This window comes from Streptomyces sp. Y309 (assembly GCF_056712025.1).
This window is the reverse complement of record NZ_CM160048.1, coordinates 8,206,379-8,228,492: the sequence shown is the minus strand read 5'-3', so window position 1 is coordinate 8,228,492 and position 22,114 is coordinate 8,206,379. Positions and strand designations below refer to the sequence as shown.

Annotated in this window: 16 protein-coding genes and 1 pseudogene; 13 read left to right on the top strand and 4 right to left on the bottom strand. The window is 71.7% G+C overall.

Going from position 1 to position 22,114, the window contains the following annotated elements; all coding sequences use genetic code 11:
• Positions 1–191 precede the first annotated feature (191 nt).
• Both AC0KTA_RS34375 and AC0KTA_RS34370 read left to right on the top strand, forming a co-directional pair.
• A complete protein-coding gene (locus AC0KTA_RS34375; protein WP_481052093.1) occupies positions 192–956 on the top strand; it encodes an SDR family oxidoreductase in 765 nt (254 codons plus the stop codon).
• Positions 957–1,067: 111 nt separating this feature from the next.
• The gene (locus AC0KTA_RS34370; protein ID WP_481052092.1) at positions 1,068–1,802 is read left to right on the top strand and encodes a class I SAM-dependent methyltransferase; all 735 of its coding nucleotides are present in this window, start codon (positions 1,068–1,070) and stop codon (positions 1,800–1,802) included.
• A gap of 91 nt (positions 1,803–1,893) precedes the next feature.
• On the opposite strand, the gene AC0KTA_RS34365 is transcribed toward AC0KTA_RS34370, so the two are convergent.
• Complete coding sequence (locus AC0KTA_RS34365) at positions 1,894–4,125, bottom strand: MMPL family transporter (protein WP_481052091.1); 2,232 nt, start codon at positions 4,123–4,125, stop codon at positions 1,894–1,896.
• Positions 4,126–4,707: 582 nt separating this feature from the next.
• On the opposite strand from AC0KTA_RS34365, the gene AC0KTA_RS34360 reads away from it, so the two are divergent.
• Positions 4,708–5,340 (top strand): RDD family protein, encoded by a 633-nt coding sequence (locus tag AC0KTA_RS34360; protein WP_481052090.1) that lies wholly within the window; start codon positions 4,708–4,710, stop codon positions 5,338–5,340.
• Between the two features lie 16 nt (positions 5,341–5,356).
• Here AC0KTA_RS34360 and AC0KTA_RS34355 read toward each other — a convergent pair whose 3' ends face one another.
• Entirely contained in the window at positions 5,357–6,307 is a 951-nt protein-coding gene (locus AC0KTA_RS34355; RefSeq protein WP_481052089.1) for an NAD(P)-dependent oxidoreductase, read from the bottom strand.
• A 175-nt stretch (positions 6,308–6,482) separates the two neighbouring features.
• On the opposite strand from AC0KTA_RS34355, the pseudogene AC0KTA_RS34350 reads away from it, so the two are divergent.
• Positions 6,483–7,463, top strand: a pseudogene (locus AC0KTA_RS34350) (GlxA family transcriptional regulator); the annotation flags it as partial.
• Here the strand turns inward: AC0KTA_RS34350 and AC0KTA_RS34345 are convergent.
• Complete coding sequence (locus AC0KTA_RS34345; RefSeq protein ID WP_481052088.1) at positions 7,445–9,142, bottom strand: class I adenylate-forming enzyme family protein; 1,698 nt, start codon at positions 9,140–9,142, stop codon at positions 7,445–7,447. The pseudogene AC0KTA_RS34350 and the gene AC0KTA_RS34345 overlap by 19 nt on opposite strands.
• Positions 9,143–9,421: 279 nt before the next feature.
• Here AC0KTA_RS34345 and AC0KTA_RS34340 point away from each other — a divergent pair, with 279 nt between their 5' ends.
• From AC0KTA_RS34340 to AC0KTA_RS34300, 9 genes are all read left to right on the top strand, one after another.
• Positions 9,422–11,026, top strand: a complete 1,605-nt coding sequence (locus AC0KTA_RS34340; RefSeq protein WP_481052087.1) for an NAD(P)-binding domain-containing protein — start codon at positions 9,422–9,424, stop codon at positions 11,024–11,026.
• On the top strand, positions 11,026–12,378 hold the full coding sequence (locus AC0KTA_RS34335; protein WP_481052086.1) for an alpha-hydroxy acid oxidase: 1,353 nt from the start codon (positions 11,026–11,028) through the stop codon (positions 12,376–12,378). The genes AC0KTA_RS34340 and AC0KTA_RS34335 overlap by 1 nt, the downstream gene beginning before the upstream one ends.
• The gene (locus AC0KTA_RS34330) at positions 12,375–13,814 is read left to right on the top strand and encodes a cytochrome P450 (RefSeq protein ID WP_481052085.1); all 1,440 of its coding nucleotides are present in this window, start codon (positions 12,375–12,377) and stop codon (positions 13,812–13,814) included. Before AC0KTA_RS34335 ends, AC0KTA_RS34330 begins: the two co-directional genes overlap by 4 nt.
• Positions 13,815–13,877: 63 nt before the next feature.
• Complete coding sequence (locus tag AC0KTA_RS34325) at positions 13,878–15,161, top strand: cation:proton antiporter (RefSeq protein WP_481052084.1); 1,284 nt, start codon at positions 13,878–13,880, stop codon at positions 15,159–15,161.
• 203 nt (positions 15,162–15,364) lie between these two features.
• Positions 15,365–16,105, top strand: a complete 741-nt coding sequence (locus tag AC0KTA_RS34320) for a class I SAM-dependent methyltransferase (RefSeq protein WP_481052083.1) — start codon at positions 15,365–15,367, stop codon at positions 16,103–16,105.
• Between the two features lie 84 nt (positions 16,106–16,189).
• Entirely contained in the window at positions 16,190–16,576 is a 387-nt protein-coding gene (locus tag AC0KTA_RS34315) for a tautomerase family protein (protein WP_481052082.1), read from the top strand.
• A gap of 259 nt (positions 16,577–16,835) precedes the next feature.
• The gene (locus AC0KTA_RS34310; protein ID WP_481052081.1) at positions 16,836–18,695 is read left to right on the top strand and encodes a protein-arginine deiminase family protein; all 1,860 of its coding nucleotides are present in this window, start codon (positions 16,836–16,838) and stop codon (positions 18,693–18,695) included.
• A gap of 96 nt (positions 18,696–18,791) precedes the next feature.
• Complete coding sequence (locus AC0KTA_RS34305; protein WP_481052080.1) at positions 18,792–19,808, top strand: DUF5954 family protein; 1,017 nt, start codon at positions 18,792–18,794, stop codon at positions 19,806–19,808.
• A gap of 331 nt (positions 19,809–20,139) precedes the next feature.
• Complete coding sequence (locus tag AC0KTA_RS34300) at positions 20,140–20,658, top strand: P-loop nucleotide/nucleoside kinase family protein (protein WP_481052079.1); 519 nt, start codon at positions 20,140–20,142, stop codon at positions 20,656–20,658.
• Between the two features lie 157 nt (positions 20,659–20,815).
• Here the strand turns inward: AC0KTA_RS34300 and AC0KTA_RS34295 are convergent, their stop codons facing one another.
• A complete protein-coding gene (locus tag AC0KTA_RS34295; RefSeq protein WP_481052078.1) occupies positions 20,816–21,937 on the bottom strand; it encodes a serine hydrolase domain-containing protein in 1,122 nt (373 codons plus the stop codon).
• Positions 21,938–22,114 lie beyond the last annotated feature (177 nt).

The window sequence follows — 22,114 nt, the reverse complement described above, 5'->3', positions numbered from 1 at the left end:
AGGGCCTGGCGCCGACGGGAAAATCGTCACCCCATGGGCGATTCGTTCCAGAAGCGATGGAATCGTTCAAGATCCGTGGCGGTCCCGAAGGCGAGTCTGATGCGCAACGCGACCCCGCCGGGCACCGCGACCCCGCCGGGCACGGCGCCCGGGCCTCGCGTTTCATCCGACGCATCGGCAAGGAGACTGTCATGGCCAATACCCCGGACAAGACTCTCGACGGCAAGGTCGCCTTCGTCGGCGGCGCGTCCCGCAACCTCGGCGGACTGATCAGCACCACCCTCGGCGCCGAAGGCGCGAAGGTGGCCGTCCACTACAACAGCGACTCCTCCCGCGCGAAGGCCGAGGACGTGGTCGCGCAGATCAACGACGGCCCCGGAGAGGCGTTCGCCGTGCAGGCCGATCTGACGCGGGTCGCCCAGGTCGAGCGGGTCTTCGACGAGGTCGTGAACCGGTTCGGAAGGCTGGACTACAGCGTCAACACCGCCGGGATGGTGCTGAAGAAGCCGCTCACCCAGATCACGGAGGACGAGTACGACCGCATGTTCGCGGTCAACTCCAAGGCCGCGTTCTTCGTGATGCGCGAGGCCGCGCGGCGCGTCGAGGACGGCGGGAAGATCATCACGATCGTCACGTCCCTGCTCGCCGCCTACACCGGCCTGTATGCGTCGTACGCGGGCAGCAAGGCGCCGGTCGAACACTTCACGCGGGCCCTGTCCAAGGAGCTGTTCGGCCGGAACATCTCCGTCAACAACATCGCGCCGGGCCCGATGGACACGGCGTTCTTCTACCCGGCAGAGGACGACGAGTCCATCGCGTACCACAAGTCCTCGGCGATGAACGGTGACCTCACCAAGATCGAGGACATCGTCCCGTGGGTGCGCCACCTGCTGACCGACGGCTGGTGGGCCAACGGGCAGACGCTCTTCCTCAACGGCGGCTACACGACCCGCTGACGCCCCGCCGTTCCGTGGGGGCACCGACCGCGGCGCCCCCACGGCACCGGGTGTGCGTGGGGGCGCGCTACCCTCCCGCCACCGGAAACCGGGAGCCAGGGAGGCACAGACGTGACAAGCAGTCAGTTCGACGAACTCGCCCAGATATACGAGGAGTCCTCCGCCATGCCGTTCCGGCAGGGCCTGGAGTTCCCCACGGTCCTCCACCACCTCGGAGACATCGCGAGCCGCGACATCCTGGACTTCGGGTGCGGCAGTGGCGTGTACACCAGGCTGCTCGCGCGGAGCGGCGCGCGCCGGGTCGTCGGCCTCGACCTGTCCGAGGGAATGATCGACCATGCCCGCCGCCGGGAGGCGACCGAGGGTCTCGGCGTCGAGTACGTCACCGGGGAGCTCCCCGAGCGCCTGCGCGGCGCCTTCGACCTCGTGCTCGGCGTGTACGTGCTGCCGCACGCCGCCACGTACGACGGCCTCGTCGCGATGTGCCGCACCATCGCCTCGGCCCTCCGCCCCGGCGGACGCTTCCTGACCCTCCCCATCCACCCCGACCTCCACCCGGACCCGGACCACTACGCCCGCTACGGCTTCCGCCTGTCCGTCGGCGAACGCCACGACGCCGCGCCGGTCGACTTCGGCTTCAGCACCGGCGGGCAGAGCGCCCGCTTCACCGCGCGCTACTGGACCGCCGCGACCCTGGAGAAGGCCCTGCGCGAGGCGGGTTTCAGCGCGCCCGAGTGGCGCCCGCACCTCGTCCCCGCCACCGCGGACCCCGCCCCCTCGGACGACTTCTGGGCCCCCTATCTCGCGCGTCCGCACGCCGCGATCCTCGACGCCCGGAAGGAATGACGGGCACACGCAAGGCGGCCCGGTGACCGAGAAGGTCACCGGGCCGCCCTTGGTGCCGAGAGATTACTACCGAGAGGTCAGCGCTGAGGCGTCAGCGCACGCGCTCCAACTCCCGCTCCGGGTCGGAGTACGGCGCGGATCCGCCGTTCACGTCACCGAGCTGCTTGTGCAGCTTCTCGCCCTCCACGTCCACGTTGGGCAGGAGCGCGTTGAGCCAGCGCGGCAGCCACCAGGCGGACTTGCCGAGCAGTGCGAGCACCGCGGGCACGATCGCCATGCGGACCACGAAGGCGTCGAAGAGGACGGCCGACGCGAGACCGAAGCCCATCATCTTGATCATGTCGTCGTTCTCCATGATGAAGCCGGAGAAGACGCTGATCATGATGACCGCGGCAGCGGCGACGACGCGTCCGCTGTGGGTGAAGCCGGTCACCACGGCCTCGCCGGGGCGCGCCCCGTGGACGTACGCCTCACGCATCCGCGTGACGAGGAAGACCTCGTAGTCCATCGCGAGACCGAACACCACACCGATCATGAAGATCGGCATCATGCTCATGATCGGGCCGGGCTGGTCGACGCCGAAGAGGTCGGCGAGGTGGCCCTGCTGGAAGACCGCCACGACCGCGCCGAGCGCCGCGAGCACCGAGAGGAGGAAGCCCAGGGCCGCCTTCAGCGGCACCAGGATGGAGCGGAACACCAGCATCAGGAGCAGGAAGGCCAGGCCGACGACGAGTGCCAGGTACGGAATCAGGGCGTCGTCGAGGGTCTGCGAGAAGTCGATGGTCATGGCCGTCGCGCCGGTGATCAGGACCTCGGAGCCGGTCTTGCCCTCGACGTCACTGATGTCCGAGCGGATCTTCTTGACCAGCTTCTCGGTGTCGGCGTCGCTCGGGCCGGTCTTCGGCACGACCGTCATGGTCGCCGTGTTGTCGGCCTTGTTCGGCGCGGCCGGCGTGACGCTGACGACGCCATCGAACTTCTTGAGCGCCGTGCCGACGTCCTTCGCGGCGGTGGCCGCGCCCTTGTCGTCCTTGTCGACGACGACCGTCAGCGGGCCGTTGAAGCCCTTGCCGAAGGAGTCCGACAGCATGTCGTACGCCTTGCGCTGGGTGGTGTCCGTCGCGAACGTGCCCTCGTCGGGCAGGCCGAGCTCCAGCTTGGCGGCCGGGGCGGCAATGGCACCGAGGCCGACGACGGCGAACAGCAGCACGATCAGCGGACGGCGCAGCACGAACCGGGCCCAGCGGGTGCCGAGCTTCGGCTTGCCGTGCGCGTCGGCGAACGGCGTGCCGAAGGGCTTCTTGCGGTCCTTGCGGCGCAGCACCTTGCGCCGGCCGAAGCCGAGCAGCGCCGGGATCAGGGTGAGCGCGATCAGTACGGCGATCACGACCGTGCCGGCCGCGGCGAGGCCCATCTTGGTGAGCAGCGGAATGTTGACGACCGCGAGTCCGGAGAGCGCGATGACGACGGTGAGTCCGGCGAAGACGACGGCGGAGCCGGCGGTTCCGACGGCGCGGCCGACCGCGTCCTCGGGTTCACGTCCTTCGGCGACCTCGGCTCGATAGCGGGAGACGATGAACAGCGCGTAGTCGATGCCGACCGCGAGACCGATCATCATCGCGAGCGTCGAGGTGGTGCTGGACAGCTCCAGGGTGCTGGCGAGCGCCGTGATGCTGGAGATACCGATGCCCACGCCGATGAGCGCGGTCAGGATCGGCATGCCCGCGGCGATCAGCGAGCCGAAGGTGATGAGCAGGACCACCGCGGAGACCGCGATGCCGATCATCTCGGCGCTGCCGCCCATCGACTGCTCGGTCTCGACGGCGTCACCGCCCGCCTCGACGGTCAGACCGCCCTTGCGGGAGTCCTCGAGGGTCTTGGTCAGCGCTTCCTTGTTCTTGTCACTCAGCTCGGTGCCGGTGACCTTGTAGGACACGGTCGCGTAGGCGGTGGTGCCGTCCTTGCTGACGGTGCCCGCCTTGAACGGGTCGTCGACCTTGGAGACCTCCGCGCCCTTGCCCAGGCGGTCGACCAGCTTCTCGACCTTCTCCTTGTTCTCGGCGGCGCTGATCTTCTCGCCCTTGGGGGCGCGGACCACTACGCGAGCGGTCGCACCATCGGCACTGGTCTCGGGGAAGCGCTCGTCGAGCAGGTCGAAGGCCTTCTGAGACTCCGTGCCGGGCATGGAGAACGTGTCGGCCGGTGCCGCGGGAGCCGCCGAGGCGGCGAAGCCGGCGCCGACGAAGAGCAGCACCCATATGAGTGCCATCCATCCGCGCCGTCTGAACGCAAGACGGCCCAGCTTGTAGAGGAACGTAGCCACGGCGAAAGAGACCCCCGTCGGGATTGGCAGGCAAGGGCGACCATCCGGCGGCACGGTGATGCGCGTCGGTACAGGTCTGCAGGATCCTCTCCATCGTGACGGCAGGTTGGGGCACGGAAGTCAGACTGCGGGCCGGACTATCGGCCCACGACAGGTGTAGTCGTACGAGGGGCAGCTCATCCTCGGGTAGGAGATGCGCTGAATGGGTGTAGATCTCATGTACCGGCCGCGCGAGGCGGTGTGAGCTGCGTCTCCCCGGCCCCAACTTCCCCTCAATGCGGAGCAATTCCGGACAGACTCCACATCCTTGATCACGGAGCCGGAAGGCACAGGCACCGAATGTGCCATTCCGCTCGCCCCGCCTCGCCGTCGGGCGGGATCCCGCACCCCCTACGGGTGCGCTCGATCACAACGGCCACACAGTGACGCACTGTGTCCGCCACGTCACAGACCTTCGCCGCCTCCCAGGCCCCGCCGTGGCCGGAAACCAGGTCTTCTCAGGAGAAGGCATGTGACCGGGCTCCGCCGTTGCTACCGTCAATCGCTGTCGGACCGATGGCAGCAGTCCTGGGGGGAACATCTGTGCCGAAGTTACGGCGCGTCGGCGCCTGGATCATCGATTTCGCCTTGGTGGTCGCGGCGGCCTGGCTGCTCGCGGTCCTGACCTTCCACCGCGTCGCGGGCCTCATCACGGACGTGCCCGAGCTGGCCACCAAGGGGAGCTGGCAGTTCGTCAAGTCCGGGGGCGACGCCCAAGGTGCGGCCGCCGACGTCGTCGACTCGCTGTGGCAGGACGCGGTCGGCTACGTCCAGCAGGGCTTCCTGGCCCTGGTGCTGCTGACGTTCCTGTACCAGTGGCTCACGCTCAAGTTCACCGGCCGGACCCTGGGCAAGGCCCTGATGGGGCTGCGCGTCACGCCCAACACGTCGTCGCGCACGGCGCTGCGGGCGGCCGTGACCACGTCGGCCGACGTGGCGGTGTACGCACTGGCCTGCTGCATGCTCGTACAGGGCTGGATCTTCCTGTCCGTCGTCTGCTGGGTCGCGGCGGTCGCCCTGTTCGCGCTCAACACGCTTCCGGCGCTCTCGCGTTCCTCCCGGTCCCTGGCGGACCGGATGGCCGGCACCTCGGTGGCCGCTCCCGGCTTCGCCGGGCTGCTGCCGTCGGCCCGGCGGGAGCCCGAGCGGCCCCAACCGGACCTCACCAGCTGGTGATCCGGCGCGACGAGGGCTACCGTGCGGCCTTCGTCCCACCGGTGCGTCGTTCGCCCCGCAGCACCTCGATCACGCTGGCGTAGCTGTCCGCGCCGTGTCCCGCCGCCTTCGCGCGCTCCATGGTCGCCTTCAGCAGCTCCGGCAGCGCGTTGTCGACGCCCCGGTCGGCCGCCGCGTGGATGAGGTGGTCGATGGTCGCGATCTGTACGTCGACGGTGGCGTCGTCGCCCGGATAGCGGCCCTCGTCCACCTGCGCCGCGTACCGCGTGAGGAAGCCGTTCACCGCGCCGCCCAGCCAGCGGGTGGCGAGCGCCGTGAAGTCCGTCGCGGCGACCCCGTCGGCGCCGACGAGCGCGGTGCCGTGCAGCCAGCCGGTGAACGCGGACCACATCAGGCCCAGCAGCGCGGCGTCGTAGAGCGAGGCCGCCCCAGGGTCCGCGCCCAGGTACAGCGGCTCGCCCAGGACCTCCAGCGTCTGCTTCCGCGCGCTGAACGCCTCCTCCGAGCCGCTGTAGAGGAACATCATCTCGGGGCTTCCGACGCCCGGCGGCGTGGTCATGATGGCGCCGTCCAGATAGGCGACGGCATGGCTGTCCGCCCACTGTGTGAACGCGCGGGCCTGCTCCGGCGATCCGGAGGTGACGTTCACCAGGGTGCGGTCCGCGAGGCGGCCCGCGACCGGGTCGAGGACGGTGTGCAGCGCGTCGTAGTCGAGAACGCAGGCGATCACCAACTCGGCGGCGGTCACGGCCTCTTCGGGGGTCGCCGCCACGCGCGCCCCGCGCTCGGCGAGCGCCTTCGCCTTCTCGGGCGAACGGTTCCAGACGGTGGTCGGGTGGCCGCGCTCCAGGAAGGTGGCGGCGAGGGCGGTGCCCATGTTGCCGAGTCCGATGACGGTCACGGGGGTCGGGATCGGGGTCGGAGTCGGGGCGAGGGTCGGGGCGGAGGAGGGTCGTTCTGCGTTCATTGCGTTGTTACTCCTTGAAAGTCCGCCTTGCGGCGGCTGGTCACGTTGATCACGTACGGACCACCTTCGCAGCGCGCCGCGCGCCCCGACAGTGACAGTGGTGACGGCAGCCACCAAATTCCTGCCAGGCCCGTGGGCGCCGTATCGTCGCCGTATGAGCGCTGGTTCCGTCGCGGTGGTCGTGACCGAGGAGATCGGGGTCCCGTCGTGGGACCTGTACGAACTGAGCATTCCGTGCACGGTGTTCGGCAAGCCGCAGCCGGATCTGGCCGACCCCTGGTACGACTTCCGGCTCTGCGGCACCGGCTCGCCCCGACAGCACGGCGCCGATTCCCATGCCGGTGGCGCGGAACCGCAGTTCGGCCTGTCGGTGCGCACCCGGTACGGCCTCGACGACCTCGTCGGCGCGGACACCGTCATCGTGCCGTCGGTGCCGGACGACTGCGTGGAGGAGGGCGCGCCGATGCCGCCCGGTCTCGTCGAGGCGCTGCGCCGCGCGCACGCGGCGGGCGCGCGCATGGTGTCCCTGTGCAACGGCGCGTTCGCGCTGGCGGAGGCGGGTCTCCTCGACGGCCGCCGCGCCACCGCGCACTGGCAGCACACGGCCCAACTCGCCGCGCGCTACCCGCGGGTGGAGGTCGACGACTCGGTTCTGTACGTGGACGACGGCGACGTCCTGACCAGTGCGGGCCTGACGGCGGGCCTCGACCTGTGCCTCCATCTCGTACGCCGTGACCTCGGCGCGCACGTCGCCAACCAGCTCGCCCGCCGCATGGTGGTGCCGGCCCACCGGCCGGGCGGGCAGGCCCAGTTCATCGATCTGTCGGTGCCCGCCACGGACGACGCGGGGCTGAGCCCGGTCCTGGAGTGGGCGCGGCGGCACCTCGACCAGCCCCTGACGGTCGCGGACCTCGCGCGCCGGGCCGCGATGAGCCCGCGCACCTTCTACCGCCGCCTCCAGGCCGCCACCGGCACGACGCCCCTCCAGTGGCTCCTCAACCAGCGACTCGCCCGCGCCCAGAGCCTCCTTGAGGCCACCGACCTGCCGGTCGAGAAGATCGGTGAACTGAGCGGCCTCGGCACGGCGAACAATCTCCGCCACCACTTCCTCAAGCAGGTCGGCGTCTCCCCCGGCGACTACCGCCGGGCCTTCCCCCGGTCGGCCCCGGCCACCACTCGGCCCAGCAGCGCGCGCTTGTCCGGCTTGCCGCTGGCCGCCACGGGCACCTCGGGGACGACGGTGAGCGTGGCCGGGACGTCCGGCACGCCGAGTTCGGCCTCGACGCGGGCGCGCAGCGCGCCGAGTTCGGGGGTGCGGCCGGGTGCCGGGACGACGAAGGCGTGCGCGGCCTCGCCGGTGCGGTCGTCCGGCGCGGCCACGACATAGGCCTGGTCGACCTCGGGGTGGCCGGCGATGGCGTGCTCGACAGGCCCGATGTAGTGCACGACGGCGTTGATGATGACGATGTCGCGGGCGCGCCCCGTCAGGCGGAGGAAGCCTCGCTCGTCAAGGCGGCCCACGTCCCGGGTGCGCACCCAGCCGTCGCGCAGCACCTCGGCGGTCTCGGCCACGTCGTTCCAGTAGCCCGCCATGGCGCAGGGGGTGCGTACCCAAATCTCGCCGGTGGCGCCCACGGGGAGCGCGGTGCCGTCGGCGTCGCGCACGCTCAGCTCGGTCTCGGCCCAGGCGCGGCCCACGGAGTCCAGGACGCCCTCGTTCGGGGCGCTCTTGTCGGGGGCGTCCACGCTGAGGGCGCCTTCGTTCGGAGCGCCTTCGCCCAGGGCGCCGTCGGGCCGCCTCGCGAGGTCGTCGGGGGTGAGCAGGGTCAGCATGCCGGCCTCGGTCTGGCCGTACGCCTGGTGCACGGCGGGGCCGATCCGCTCCACCGCCTCGGCGAGCTTGTGCGGGGCAAGCGGAGATCCGGCCACGATCAGCACGCGCAGGCTGCTGAGGTCGGTGGTACGGGCGGGTCCGGCGCGCAGGGCGTCGAGGACGTGGTGCAGGCGGGGCACGGTCATCAGCAGGGCGGTGATCCGGTGCCGCTCGATGATCTGCGGGAACTCCAGCGGCGGTTCGGGGATGACGGCCGTGCCGCCGCCCAGGAGGCACACGCCCAGGTGCTCGAACATGACGGCGCTGGTCAGCGTGCCGAAGAGCAGGTAGCGGCGGTAGCCGTCGGCGAGGCGGGCGGTGCGGCCGTCCCAGCGCGCGGGCTGCCACGCCCAGGACCGGGTGAGGCTGCGGTAGGTCAGAGCACAGCCCTTGGGCCGGCCGGTGCTGCCGCTGGTCAGGTGCACGAGGGCGATGTCGTCGGGGCGGCCCCGCGCGACCAGGTCGGGGTGTGCGGTGTCGTGCGGCAGCACAGGGGTGTGCGGCATCCCGGGCTCGGGCTGAGGGTGCGCCCCGAGGAGGTCGGTGTCCACCCGCAGTACGGGGATCTCCCCCGCCGCCGTCTCCCCCGCCGCGGCCTCCCGCACCGCTGCCTCCCGCGCCGCGGCGAGCAGTTCGGGCCGCATGGTGACCGCGTCGGCGACGATCACGTCCACGTCCTGTAGGACATGTGTCAGTTGAGGCGGCGTAAGCCCCGGGCGCAGTCCGGTCACCCGGCAGCCCAGCAGATGGGCGGCGATCTGCGCGGCGAAGCCGGCGGGCGTGACCTCCGTGGTGAGCGCGAGGGAGCTGCCCGGGCCGATTCCCGCCGCGCGCAGACCGGCCGCGCACCGGGCGACGAGGTTCAGGACCTCGCCGCGTGAGACGGTGCGGCCGCGGTGCTCGAAGGCAGGAGTGGCGGGTCGGCGGCGGAATGCGTCAAGCAGAGCCTGCGGAAAGGGCATTTCAGTCGAATCATCCGCTCTGTTCACCAACGCCACCCTCCTACGCCGTTCGTCCGCTCGGCATTCACTTCACCTCGAAAATGTCCGCCGGCGCCCCGCTGGCCGAAAGTCGTCGCATACCGGCCGGTCAGGCTCACGCTATCGCCCGGCACAATTCCCACAACCCTAAATTCAGTGTGACGCACGCCACACCGAGGCGGTCTGGTGATCCACTTGAAGTGTCAACTACCGTTTGATTCCACACTCGTTGGTGACACCTGTCGGAGACGGGAGAACGGCATGCCGGACGACGAGTCGGTGGACTACTTGATTATGGGTGCCGGACCCGCGGGACTGCAGGCGGGTTATTTCCTCGGCCGCACCGGGCACAGCTATCTCATCGTCGAGTCGGGAACGGCGCCGGGCACTTTCTTCACTCGATTCCCGAGACACCGCAAACTCATTTCGATCAACAAGGTGCACACAGGCTGGGACGATCCGGAACTGCGGTTGCGCACCGACTGGAATTCACTGCTCTCGGACGAGGGCGCCCCGCTGTTCACCGGCTACACCCCGCGTTACTTCCCAGCCGCCGACGACATGGTCCGCTACCTGGCGGACTTCGCCGCGGCACACCGCCTGAACGTCCGCTACGACACCCGCATCACCGAGGTCACCCGGCCCGGACCGCCCGCCGGCACCGGCGACTTCGTGGCCCGCGACCAGCACGGCACCAGCTACCGCGGCAAGCGCCTGATCGTGGCCACCGGCGTGTCCCGGCCCCATGTCCCGGACATCGAGGGCGTGGAGACGGCCGAGCTGTACACCGACGTGACCGTGGACGCGGCCGACTTCACGGGACAGCGCGTCCTGATCATCGGCCGCGGCAATTCCGGCTTCGAGACCGCCGACCATCTGATCGAGACGGCCGCCGTCATCCATCTGGCGGGCCCGGGATCACTGCGCATGGCGTGGCGGACCCACTTCGTCGGCCATCTGCGCGCGGTCAACAACAATTTCCTGGACACCTACCAGCTCAAATCGCAGAACGCCCTCCTCGACGGCACCGTACGGTCCATACGGAAGCAGCCGGACTCGTCGTACATGGTCGACGTGAGCTTCGCCAGGGTGAACGAGGTGGTCAAGGAGATACGGTACGACCGGGTCATTCTCGCCACCGGCTTCCGGTTCGACGTGTCCGCCTTCGCCCCGGAATGCCGTCCGGAACTGACGATCAACGACCGATTTCCCGCACAGACCGACGCCTGGGAATCAACGAATGTCCCAGATCTGTACTTCGCGGGCACACTGACGCAGGTACGGGACTTCAAGAAATCGACCAGCGGATTCATCCACGGATTCCGTTACGGCGTCCGCGCGCTGCACCACATCCTGGAACGCCGCTACCACGGAATTCCCTGGCCCTGCAGGGAGTTGCCGGGCACCGCCGAGGCCGCCGCCGACGCCGTGATCGAGCGCGTCAACCGCAGTTCCGCGCTGTGGCAGCAGTTCGGTGTGCTCGGCGATGCCGTGCTTGTGGGCGCCGACGGCGGCCTCCAGTACCACGAGGAGGTCCCCGTCGACCACCTGCACCGCGCCGTGGCGGACGGGGACTTCGGCGCGGTCGAGCGGTACTTCGCCGTCACCTTGGAGTACGGCGCCGACCACGACAGCGTCGACCCCTTCGACGTCGGCGTCGGCCGCGTCTCCCAGCAGGACACGACCGGACTCGACGGACGCTATCTGCATCCGGTGGTACGCGCCTTCCGCGCGGGTGAGCTCCTGGCCGAGCACCACCTCACGGAGAACCTGGAGAACGAGTGGGACAGCGAGGAGGTCCACCGCGCCCCGCTGCTCGGCTTCCTCCGGGAGCAACTGACGCGGACGAGCGCGGGCCTGGTGTGATGGGCGGGGCACACGGGCTGCCCGCGACGGCGGCCCCGCCGACGCCCTCGGCGGCAACGCCTCCCAGCACACCCGAGGGGCCCACGCCCAGCACACCCGCCACTCCCCCACCCAGCACACCGGCCACACCCGCCACGCTCCCGCCCAGCACACCAGCCACATCCGCCACGCCCGCGCCCAGCACGCCCGCCGCGCTCCACGACCGCGCCCGCGCGCTCCTCGACCCCGTGACGTACGACTACTTCGCGGGCGGCGCGGGCGAGGAGACCGCCCTCGCCGACAACGAGCGCGCCTTCGCCGAACTGGCCCTGTTGCCACGGGTGTTGTGCGGCAACGCCGACCGGGACACCTCCGTACGGCTGCTCGGCGACCCGGCCGCGCTGCCGGTGCTCCTCTCCCCCACGGCCTTCCACCGCCTCGCGCACCCCGAGGGCGAGCGTGCCACCGCCCGCGCCGCGGCGGCCGCGGGGACGATCCTGGTCACCGGCATGGCCGCGACGGTGCCCGTCGCGGATGTCGTGTCGGCCGCCCGGTCGGTGCGGCCGGACGCGGCCGTGTGGTTCCAGCTCTACCTCCAGCCGGACCCCGAGGTCACCACCGCCCTCGTGCGCCGCGCCGAACGGGCGGGCTGCACGGCTCTGGTGATCACGGCCGACTCCCCGGTCTTCGGTCGCCGCGAACGCGACGAGCGCAACGGCTTCCACGACCTGCCGCCGGGCCTCGCCGCCGAGAACATGCGCGACCTGCCCGGCGCGCCCCCGGGCCGTACCCGCAGCATCGCCATGTCCCCGGCCCTGTCCTGGGACCACCTGCGCCGGCTGCGCGACGGCACCCGACTGCCCGTCGTGCTCAAGGGAGTTCTGCATCCCGCGGACGCGCGGATCGCCCTCGACGAAGGCATCGCGGCCGTGTGGGTGTCCAACCACGGCGGCCGCCAGCTCGACGCCGCCCCGGCCGCGGTGCGCGCCCTGCCGGGGGTCGTCGCGGCCGTCGCGGGCCGGGTGCCCGTGCTGCTCGACGGCGGCGTGCGCCGCGGCCGGGACGTGGCCCTCGCCCTTGCGCTCGGCGCCACGGCCGTGGGCGTGGGCAGGCCGGTGCTGTGGGGCCTCGCGACCGGCGGAGAGGCGGGCGTACGGCACGTACTGGAGCTGCTGCGCGCGGAGTTCGACCATGTCCTGACGCTGTGCGGCGGCACCCGGCCGACGGACCTCACGCCCGACATGGTGATCGCCAGGGCGTGGGACGGGGGCCGGAGCCCGGCCGACGCGCAGCCGGGACCGACCCCCGGGCGGCCGGGACGGACTCCCGAGCCGCCGGAACGGACGCCCGAGCAGCCGGGACACGCGCCATGAGGCCCCGTACGAAAAGGCTCCTCACCGCCGGAGCCGCCCTCACGGTGCTTTCCACCCCCTACTGGCTGCCGTCATCGGTGGTCGCCCTGCGGGCCAGGATCTTCGCCCGGGTCAACGGCGCCGAAGGCATCACCTTCCCCAACGACCAGGTGGGGCCCGACCGGTTCGAGGAGCTCTACGCGCATCCGGCGGCCAACGGCCGCAGCAGGGGCGCCGCGCTGTCCGACCTCTTCTGGTACTGGCTCGCGCCCGGGGCCGAGGTCCACCAGGAGCATCTGGAGGCCGGCCCGCGCTACGACGAGGTCGCCCGCACGACCGCCGCCGTGCTCGCCGGGTCGGCGGCGGAGCTGTCGGCCGCGGCGGCCCGCTGCACCGCCGCCGTGCTCGACGAACGGCTGCGGGGCCGGGCCACCCTGGTGCGGCTGCGCGACCTGATGATGCCGGTCTGGGCGGACTTCTTCTACGAACGCGTCTTCCGCGAGCCCTGCCCGCCGTCCGCGCGGCGGCTCATCACCGACAACGCCGACGACGTCGTGAGCGCCCTCAAGTGCACCCGCCCACGCCACCTGGACCGGCGCGACCGCCTCACCCGCTACCTGCTCGACCGCGTCACCGACGGATCCGTACCGCACAAGCTTCCCCGCGGCCTCACGGCCCGCGAGCAGGCGTACTACCTCCAAGGCACGTTCTTCAACACGGCCGTCGTGCAGATGTCGGAGGCGATGGCCCACCTGCTCCTCGTCCTGGCCCACCACCACGACGTACAACGGCGCCTGGCGGACGGACCCGACGACGACGCGTACCTGAGCAACGTCATGAACGAGACGCTGCGGCTCTATCCGCTCTTCGGTATCGCCCACCGCATCACCACCGCCGACATCACCCTCGACGACGCCCCCGCCATCCCGGCCGGCTCGGTGCTGTGCTTCAGCTATCCCGACTACCACGCCGCCGGATACGCGGACGCGCACGCGTTCGTGCCGGGACGCTGGGACACCCTGTCGGCCAAGGAGGCCCACCACATCCCGTTCGGCGTCGCCGCCAACCGGCCGTGCCCCGCCTGGCGGCTCGCGCCCCTGGTGATGCGCGCCGCGACCCGCGAGGTGCTGCGCCGCTGCACCCTCGATTCGGCCGTCACCCACACCCGATCCATCCCGAACCGGGCGCCGTGCCTGCTCGTGCCGCGCGAGCGCCCGCTGTCCCCGGCACGGACCGCGGCGGCGCGGGCCTTCCTGCGGGTGCGGGACCGCTGCGAGGACGTGTGGCGTGCGCCCGTCCAACTCGGGCTCGGCACCTGGATGGTGCTCGCCGCCCGACACCACCGGCCCGCCACGCGGTACTTCGCCACGCACGACACCGAGGGCCGGCCGCTCGCCGCCACCCCCGGCTCCGCACCGCCCGGCACCGCACCGCCCGGCTGCCCCTACACCCCCTGATCACAGCCCTCCCTCCCCCGCTCAGCACAGCCCTCCCCCACCCCAAGTCGAAGGGCGCGGACCATGTCCACCACTGAGCTCGGCCCCGCGTTCTTCCTCGCCGTCGTCGTGATCCTCGTGATCTGCCGGATCACCGCCCGCGGCCTGCGCGGTCTCGGGCAGCCGCCCGTCGTCGGCGAGATGGTCGCCGGGGTGCTCCTCGGCCCCTCGGCACTCGGTCTGCTCGCGCCCGGCGTCGAGGACGAGCTGTTCCCCGCGGAGCTGCGCCCCGTGCTGTTCGTGGCCGGGCAGATCGGCCTGGTCATCTTCATGTTCCAGGCGGGGTACGAGCTGCGCACCGACCGCATCCGGCCGGTGGCCAGGTCGGCCGGGGCGATCTCTGCGGCGGGCATGGTGGTGCCGCTGGCCCTGGGCACGGGGCTGGTGTGGGCGGCGCACGGCCACGTCGACGTGCTGCCCGAGGGCGTGTCGCTGCCGGTGGCGTGCCTGTTCGTCGGGGTCGCGCTGGCGATCACGGCGTTCCCCATGATGGCCCGCATCATCACCGAACGCGGCCTGACCGGCAGCCGGTTCGGCTCCCTCTCGCTGGCCGCGGGAGCCCTCGACGACGCGGTCGCCTGGGTGCTCCTCGCGGGGGTCCTGAGCCTGTCCCAGGACAGCGCGGGGCCATTCACCAAGGCCGTCGTGGGAGCGGTGGGCCTGGTCGTGTTCCTCGCGGTGCTGCTGCGCGCGCGGGACCCCCTGCTGCGCCGCGTCGACCGGCTGCCGCCGGAGCGGGTGCTGCTCCTGACCGTGCTCACGCTGTTCCTGGCCGCCTGGTACACGGACACGATCGGTCTGTACGCCGTCTTCGGCGCGTTCAGCCTCGGGCTCGTCTTCCCGCGCTCCCCCTCCGTGGACCGCGCGGTCGACGCGATCACCCCGATCGGCCAGATCGTGTTCCTGCCGCTGTTCTTCACGTACTCGGGCCTCAACACGGACTTCGGGCTCCTGACGGAACCCGCGCTCCTGCTGCTCACCGCCGCATGCGTACTCGCCGCCGTCCTGGGCAAGTTCGGGGCCTGCTGGCTGACCGCGCGCGCCGTCGGCGAGGAGCCCGGGGTCGCGCTGCGCGTGGGCACGCTCATGAACGCCCGCGGACTGATGCAGCTCATCGCCATCAACGTCGGCCTCTCGGCGGGCCTCGTGACGCCCGCGCTGTTCTCGATGCTGGTCGTCGTGGCCCTGGTCACGACGCTGATGGCGACGCCGCTCCTGAGCCTGTGGGACCACCTGGACCGCAGGTCGCGACCGTCGGCGGCACAGCCCGCGGAATCCGTCGAAAAACCCGCGCGGACGGCCCCCTGAAAGCCCGCTCGACGGCGCCCGGCGGGGGTGGGGACGGGCAGGCGTCGTCGGTCCGGGGTGTCCCCTTCCCGGCCCCGCCAACACCCCGCACACGCCCGCCCGCGCCTTCGCAACAACCCCTCTGACCTGGGCTGTTGTACGTTGCGGCGGTAGCGTCGAGCCATCCCGGGAACGGGGTTCGGATGGACGCGAAAGGACTGCGGATGGACCGGAACATACGCACTGTCGACGACGTACTGAAACTCCTTGACGGCCTGTTCGCGCCAGGAGCCGACCGCTGGACGGCGGACGCGGCCGACTGGTGGGACGGCTTCTACACCGACCGGTCCAAGCCGGTGCCGTTCTTCGTGGCGAAGCCCGACGAGAGCCTCGCCTCGTACGTGGACCGCGGCCTGGTCACGCCGGGCCGCGCCCTGGAACTCGGCTGCGGACCGGGCCGGAACGCCCTGCACCTGGCCGCGCGCGGCTTCGAGGTGGACGCCGTCGACGTGTCGCCCGCCGCGATCGCGTGGGCCGAGGAGCGCGCCCGCGAGGCGGGGGCCGACATCCGCTTCCACCTCGGCGACGCGTTCGCACTCGACCCCGCCGTCCTCGGCGGACCGTACGACCTGATCTACGACTCGGGCTGCTTCCACCACCTGCCGCCGCACCGCCGCGTCAGCTATCTCGCCCTGCTTGACCGCGCGCTCGCGCCCGGCGGCCACTTCGCCCTCACCTGCTTCGCGGCGGGCGGGATGGGCTCCGAGCTCCCCGACGCCGACTTCTACCGCGAGTCCGGCCTTCAAGGAGGCCTCGCCTACACCCCCGAATCGCTCCGCCGGCTCTTCTCCGAACTCACGGAGGTCGAACTGCGCCGCATGCGCGACGAGCCGACGGAGTCCGACTGCTTCGGGGAGCCGTTCCTGTGGACGGCGCTGTTCCGACGGGGTGGAGGTGGCGTGTGACGTGCCTGCGACACTGTACCTACTAGTATGTACAGTGATTGCGTCGCAGAACCACCGACAGGGACAACCGAGAGGACCGCTCACATGCCCTTCGTCCGCATAGACGCGCTGGGGGCCGCCACCGGCCGCCTCGACGCGCTCGGCCGCGCCGTGCACGACGCCCTCATGGAGACGATCGGCATCCCGGCCGACGACAGGTTCCAGGTCCTGACGAGCCACGACGGCACCCGCGGCACGCTGCGCTACGACGACTACCTCGGGGTGCGCCGGGACGACGGCATCGTGTACGTGGCGATCACGATGCGCGCGGGCCGCACCCCCGCCCAGAAGCAGGCGCTGTACCGGCGGATCGCCGAACTCGCCCAGGAGTACGCGGGCACCGAGCCGCGGAACGTGTTCGTCACCGTGACCGAGAACGAGTCCGTCGACTGGTCGCTCGGCAACGGGGTGGCGCAGTACGTGGAGGGCTGAGCGGCGGCCGTCTGCATCGTTCGGTGCAGGGGCCCCGGACGCCGGGTGGAGGCGCCGCGCGCCGCACTGCACCGAAAGGCGCAGGTCCACGTCGGTCCGGCGCAGGACGCGGGTCGCGTGCGCCGCGGGAAGAGTGAGGAGCGACCAGTGTCGTGACCCCGCCCTCGCGCGGCGCGCGTCGGCGGCCGGCGGAAGGGGCCGTATGAACGGGAACGAAGCAGGGGGTACGCGGAGCGTGGCCGGGAAGCCAGCAGGCGGCGTGACCGGGTCCCCGGCAGGCGGTGTGGCCGGGGCGCGGGCGCGTGGCGCCGTCGGGGTCGCCGGGTGCGCCGCCGTCGTCGCGGCGCTCCTCGGTCCCGCTCCGGCCGGTGCCGCCACCCCGCCCGCGCCCGCCTTGGAAGCGCCTCTGGGCACGGTCCTGCTGCCGAACCTCGACGACGACACCCGCCGCTGCACCCTGCGCCCCGGCGACCTCGACCGCCTCGACGTGGCCGTGGACGAGCGGCTCGCGGCCTGCCACGACGCGGCGGACGACGTCGTCAACGGCGCCGCCGACCTCAAGGACCTGACGCCGGTCCGGGTGCGGCCCATGCGGGTGGAGCCGGGGTCGTCGGGACGGATCTCGGTACCGGCGGCTCAGCGTCCGTACGTACGGATCTTCGTGGAGCGCGACGGCAAACAGGTGTCCCTGGGCGGCGGAGGCGAGCTCACCGAGCGGGAGTTGAGGCACGGTGCGCGGCTTGCCGTGGAGGGCCGCGACATCGTACGCGACACGCGGCGGTGGGACGGCAGAGTGGATCTGACGTTGTCGGTACGGAAGTTGAGGGGGACGGAGGGCGCGGCGGGCGGGCGCACAGACGCGGGCGAGCGCAGTGTCACGCTCACGCTGCGCATGGCGCCCGTGCTGCTGCACCACGATCTCCAGCGAGCCCAGCACGTCTTCGCCGCCGCGCCGGGGCCCGGTGCGCCGGGCAGCGGGCAGCCCGCCGAGGTGCCGGTGCACACCCGGCCGCCGGGGCAGTGGCGGGAGTTCGCGCGGTCGCTGCGCGCGGCGACGCGGGCCGCGGGGCTGCCGGAGCGCGAACTGCGGTTCCAGGCCGGTACGTCGCGGTGGTGGCGGGACATCTGGCGGCAGGACATCGTCGAGCCCGGCTATGTGAGCAGGCCGGCGCCGGACGGCTCCGCGCACACCATGCGCATCCTGCTGCGCTCGCCCAACCACTGGAAGTCCGACGACGGCAAGCGGGAGAGCCTGCGCCGCGCCGGGCGGCTGCTCTTCCGCGACCTGCGCGGTCCGGGAGTCGGCGTCGTACAGCAGTACACGGCCGACCGCGGTCCGGGCGTGGACGAACTCCTCAACTTCACCGGCAACGTGGAGTCGCTGCCGCCCTACCCGGGCCACCCCCGGGGCCGCATCGTGTACGGCGCGACGCCCGACCGCCATCCCGACCCGTCGTTCGTGCGCATGCTGCGCGCGCAGCGGCAGCAGGAGCCGGTCGTCCTCGACACGTCCTGGCTGTTCGCCGGGCACGCCGACGAGACCGTGCATGTCGTACGGGCCGACAACGCCCGCGGCTGGACCCTCGCCGTGTCCGATCCCCGCCTCGCGCTCGCCCTGTTGAAGCGGGCGCAGGACGCGGGCCAGGGCGGGCAGCGGCTGTTCGCGGACACCGTCGCCGAGGACAAGCCGACGGTGGACGAGGTCCTGCGGCGCGAACGGGAGCAGGGCGCGGGCGGTGACAACGCGGACGCGGCGCGCCACATCGACCGGCAGGTCGCGGTGCTGCTGCGCGAGACCGGCCTGCGGGCCGACGAACTCGTACGGCTGCCCGTCCTGTACGCCCGCGTCGACGTCCCCGGCAAGCCGCACCGCCACATCGCCCTGTCCCCCGCCCTGGTCAACGGCCTGTCGCTGACCGCACGGGACTACGCGGCGCCGCTCCCGCACGGCCCGAAGGCGGGCGGCCGGGACCTGTTCCGGGACGCGGCGGAACGCGCGCTGCGCGCGAACGGCGTGCGCGTGCGCTGGGTGGAGAACTTCTCCTGGGCGCATCTGAGCCTGGGCGAGGTGCACTGCGCGACCAACGCGCTGCGGGAGATGGGCCCCGGGCCCCTATAGGGCACGCCCGCCCGGCCCGCCAGGCATTCGGCGACTTCGTCATGCTCTTGCGTGACGCGGCCCGCCCCGGGGCCCGTGGCCCGGGACAATGCACGCATGCCTGACGACTGGAAGCGGCAGATCGACGCGCTGCACAGCGACCTGGTCCGCCGTGACGACCCCGCCGCCTGGGTCAGCGAGGCGGACGCGGTGGACGCCTCCTACCTGTACCCCCAACTCGCCGTGCGCGGGCCGGTCTTCGGGCTCGCCGCCCGGCAGACCGGGGACGAGGGGCCCTGGCGGCTGCTCGGCGACGTGACGGACGGCACGCCCCAGCAGGCCAGGGACGGCCTCAACTCGCTGCTGTGGTTCAAGGCGAAGGACGACACCGACGACCGGGAGGAGCGCCGCGCGCTGCTCTCGGCCGTCGCCCGCCTCGAGTGCGAGCCGGTCAACGAACTCACCGTGCTCGGCACGCGTTACCGGGTCATCCGCGGCGACGAGTTCGCGCGCTCCGGCGAGGACGGCCTCGAACCGCCCCGGCCGACCGACCCGGAGCCGGCCCACCCGTCCTGGGAGGACCGGCCGTCGCCGCCCTCTCAGGACGTGGGCTTCACCCTCGACCCGGGCCGCGCCGAGGGCCTGATGGCGGGGGCGCTGCGGATCGCGCTGCGCGGCTTCACGTACACCGGCGACCACTTCCCCCGGGCGTTCCGCGAGGACTCCGTGCGGGCCGTGCGGGACCATCCGGAGGTGGTCCTGCTCCCGGTGAGCTTCGGTGTCGCGGAGCGCCGGGGCGAACGCTGGCGGCCGCGCGGCGCACTGATGCCCACCCCGCACGACGCGCGGCGGCTGCTCGTCCACGGCATGACCGAGTTCTGGCCGCTCCTGTACGACTTCGACGACGCCGAACGCGCCGAATTCGCCCGCGCCGCCGAGGAGTTCAAGGCGGCAGGCCGGGCGAACCAGGTCGTCGTACGCGACCGCTGCTACCGCGTCTGCCGCGTGGAACGCATGGTCAGACTCGGCCCCGACGGCCCCGAGCCGGCCCGCCCCTCGGACGTGGAGACGACGGAGCCGATGAAGCTCCATCCGACGATGGACGAGGCGGGCGTCATTCACTACGACGACTAGTGCCGCGTTCCTCATAGGACGTACGCATAGCGACGCCTGCGTGTGCGGGTGGGAGGGGCTGGTCGTCCCCAGATCCAGGGGCGGGCACGGGTGTTGAGCTGATTGCGGGCCCGGGCCCGGGCTAAGGGCGCCGGGAACGACCTGCGGCCCCGTCCACCGCCGAATTGGCTGTGCGAGAAGACGCGTTGGTTCCCGAGACACTCCTCCCGTGGGCCATGCTTCGGGACGAGCTGTCACCTGTGCTGCCGGAGAACGGGAAGAGGGGACGGCGCCCGACTCTACGATGGGTGATGTGTGCCAACTTTCTCGCGGGAGACCTGGAGGGCGCAGTATGCCGAGGCTCCATCTCGTCAGTGGCGCTCCGGGTGCCGGAAAGTCGACGCTGATGCCCTATTTGGCGCGGTTTCCGTTCGCCGCTGTCGACTTCGATGAGCTGCTGGAGCCCGACGGCAGTGTGCTGGGCATGGACATCGCTTCCCCTTCGGCGAGCCAGGTATGGCCCGCCTACAACAAGCTGTGGGCAAAGATCGTCGCCATGATGCTCCGGTCCGGCCAACCCGTCCTGGTCCTGTGCCCGTTGACGCCCGACGAATGGGCCGGCGCGGCGCAGGGCGTTGCCCACCTGCCGACGGCTGTTTGGGCACGGCTCGACTGCGACGACGGCGACCGGCGCGCACGCCTGACCGCGCGGGGCTGGGACGATGGTGAGATCGAGGACGCGCTCAAGGACGCCGACGAGCTCCGCCGTGCCGTTGACCGCGAGTTCACCACGAGCGGCCGTGGTGCCGCCGATATCGCGGCGGACCTTGCCGAATGGGTCCGCAGGAACGCAGAAGAGCACCCCAGGTAAGCCCGGTTGCGCCCCGTGAGTGACCGAGGTCATCGTAGGAGCCACAGCTGGATCGCGGCGACGGTGATGGTGCCGTGAAAGACGTACGCGCGCTTGTCGAACCGCACGGCTACGGCTCAGTTGATCTTCAATTCACCGATCAACCGTCGGACAGGCCCTAGCCGCACAGCGCGTCGTCGAGCGCCTTGTCGATGGGCTTGCCGATGCGCTCGTCGGCGGGCCAGTCGGCGAGGTTCGCGGAGAGCACCACGCGCCGCTCGCCGTCCCGCGTGGTGAACGCGAGCGTGGCGTAGCCGGGGATGCCGCCGGTGTGGCCGATCGCTGTGCGCCCGCAGCTCAGCTTGAGCTCCTTGAGCCCGAGTCCGTACCGCTCGCCGGGCTTCCCGGTGGCCACGGTGCGGTTCATCTCCTTCCACTGCGCGGGCCGCAGCAGCTTGCCGGCCGTCAGCGCCTTGAGCAGCGTGTCCATGTCGCGCGGGGTGGAGACGATCTCCCCGGACGGGCCGGCGAAGGACGGGTTGAGGGCGCTGATGTCCGCCTTGCCCAGGTAGCCGTGGGCGTGCGGGCCGGGGATGGCGGAGCGGTCGCCGGGTACGAGGGTGTGGTGCAGCTTCAGCGGCGCGATGATCCGGTCCCGCACCTCGGCGGCGTACGAGCGGCCGGTCACGCGCTCGATGATCAGTCCGGCGACGAGGTAGTTGGTGTTGGAGTAGCCGTAGTCGGTGCCGGGCGGGAAGTCGGCGGGCCTGGCCGCGGCCCGCCGCACCTGGTCGGCCGCGTCGTAGTGGCGGAAGCGCGTACGGATGAGCTCATCGACCTGCGGCAGGTCCCGCGCGACGTCGTGCAGCCCGCCGGTGTGCTGGAGCGCCATCCTCACGGTGATCCTGTCGCCCTGGGGCACCAGCCTCGACGGCAGATAGCGCGAGAGGGGCGCGTCCAGCGACACCTTCCCTTCCCCGACGAGCTGGAGCAGCGCCACCGACGTGAACAACTTGGTGGCACTGCCGATGCGGAACTGCCCGTCGCGCGGCACCGGCGCGCTCCCGGTCTTCTTCGCGCTGCCGGACCTGGCCGTCCAGGTCCGGCCGTCCTCGGTCACCCTCGCCTGCGCCCCGACGGCGCCGCTCCGGGCCAGCAGGTCCAGATCGCGCTGGACCTCGCGGGCCGTACCGGCCGTACCGGCTTCACCGGAGTCGGACGCCGCCGCGGCGGGGAGGGCCAGGGAGCCCGCCGCCGCCGTGGCGAGCAGGCAGGTGAGCAGAGTACGGGAGACGCGCATGGTGCCCCTTGGTGTCGTGTGCCGAACGATTCCGTACGCCCATCCCACGCCCTGTTCCGGCGCAGGTCACGGGGGCTAACCCCCGTCCTGGGGTCCGGGAATCCCGAGGCCGGAGACGTGGCGGGCCGCCGGATCCTGAGCGGAGCCACGCCATTCCCGGTTGCGGCACTTGCCCGG

What these genes read in the sequence shown, in the direction of transcription:
- AC0KTA_RS34345 (WP_481052088.1), bottom strand. Translation starts at nt 9,142, where the DNA reads ATGCCCTTTCCGCAGGCTCTGCTTGACGCATTCCGCCGCCGACCCGCC.
- AC0KTA_RS34355 (WP_481052089.1), bottom strand. Translation starts at nt 6,307, where the DNA reads ATGAACGCAGAACGACCCTCCTCCGCCCCGACCCTCGCCCCGACTCCG.
- AC0KTA_RS34315 (WP_481052082.1), top strand. Translation starts at nt 16,190, where the DNA reads ATGCCCTTCGTCCGCATAGACGCGCTGGGGGCCGCCACCGGCCGCCTC.
- AC0KTA_RS34375 (WP_481052093.1), top strand. Translation starts at nt 192, where the DNA reads ATGGCCAATACCCCGGACAAGACTCTCGACGGCAAGGTCGCCTTCGTC.
- AC0KTA_RS34325 (WP_481052084.1), top strand. Translation starts at nt 13,878, where the DNA reads ATGTCCACCACTGAGCTCGGCCCCGCGTTCTTCCTCGCCGTCGTCGTG.
- AC0KTA_RS34300 (WP_481052079.1), top strand. Translation starts at nt 20,140, where the DNA reads ATGCCGAGGCTCCATCTCGTCAGTGGCGCTCCGGGTGCCGGAAAGTCG.
- AC0KTA_RS34305 (WP_481052080.1), top strand. Translation starts at nt 18,792, where the DNA reads ATGCCTGACGACTGGAAGCGGCAGATCGACGCGCTGCACAGCGACCTG.
- AC0KTA_RS34330 (WP_481052085.1), top strand. Translation starts at nt 12,375, where the DNA reads ATGAGGCCCCGTACGAAAAGGCTCCTCACCGCCGGAGCCGCCCTCACG.
- AC0KTA_RS34295 (WP_481052078.1), bottom strand. Translation starts at nt 21,937, where the DNA reads ATGCGCGTCTCCCGTACTCTGCTCACCTGCCTGCTCGCCACGGCGGCG.
- AC0KTA_RS34320 (WP_481052083.1), top strand. Translation starts at nt 15,365, where the DNA reads ATGGACCGGAACATACGCACTGTCGACGACGTACTGAAACTCCTTGAC.
- AC0KTA_RS34340 (WP_481052087.1), top strand. Translation starts at nt 9,422, where the DNA reads ATGCCGGACGACGAGTCGGTGGACTACTTGATTATGGGTGCCGGACCC.
- AC0KTA_RS34335 (WP_481052086.1), top strand. Translation starts at nt 11,026, where the DNA reads ATGGGCGGGGCACACGGGCTGCCCGCGACGGCGGCCCCGCCGACGCCC.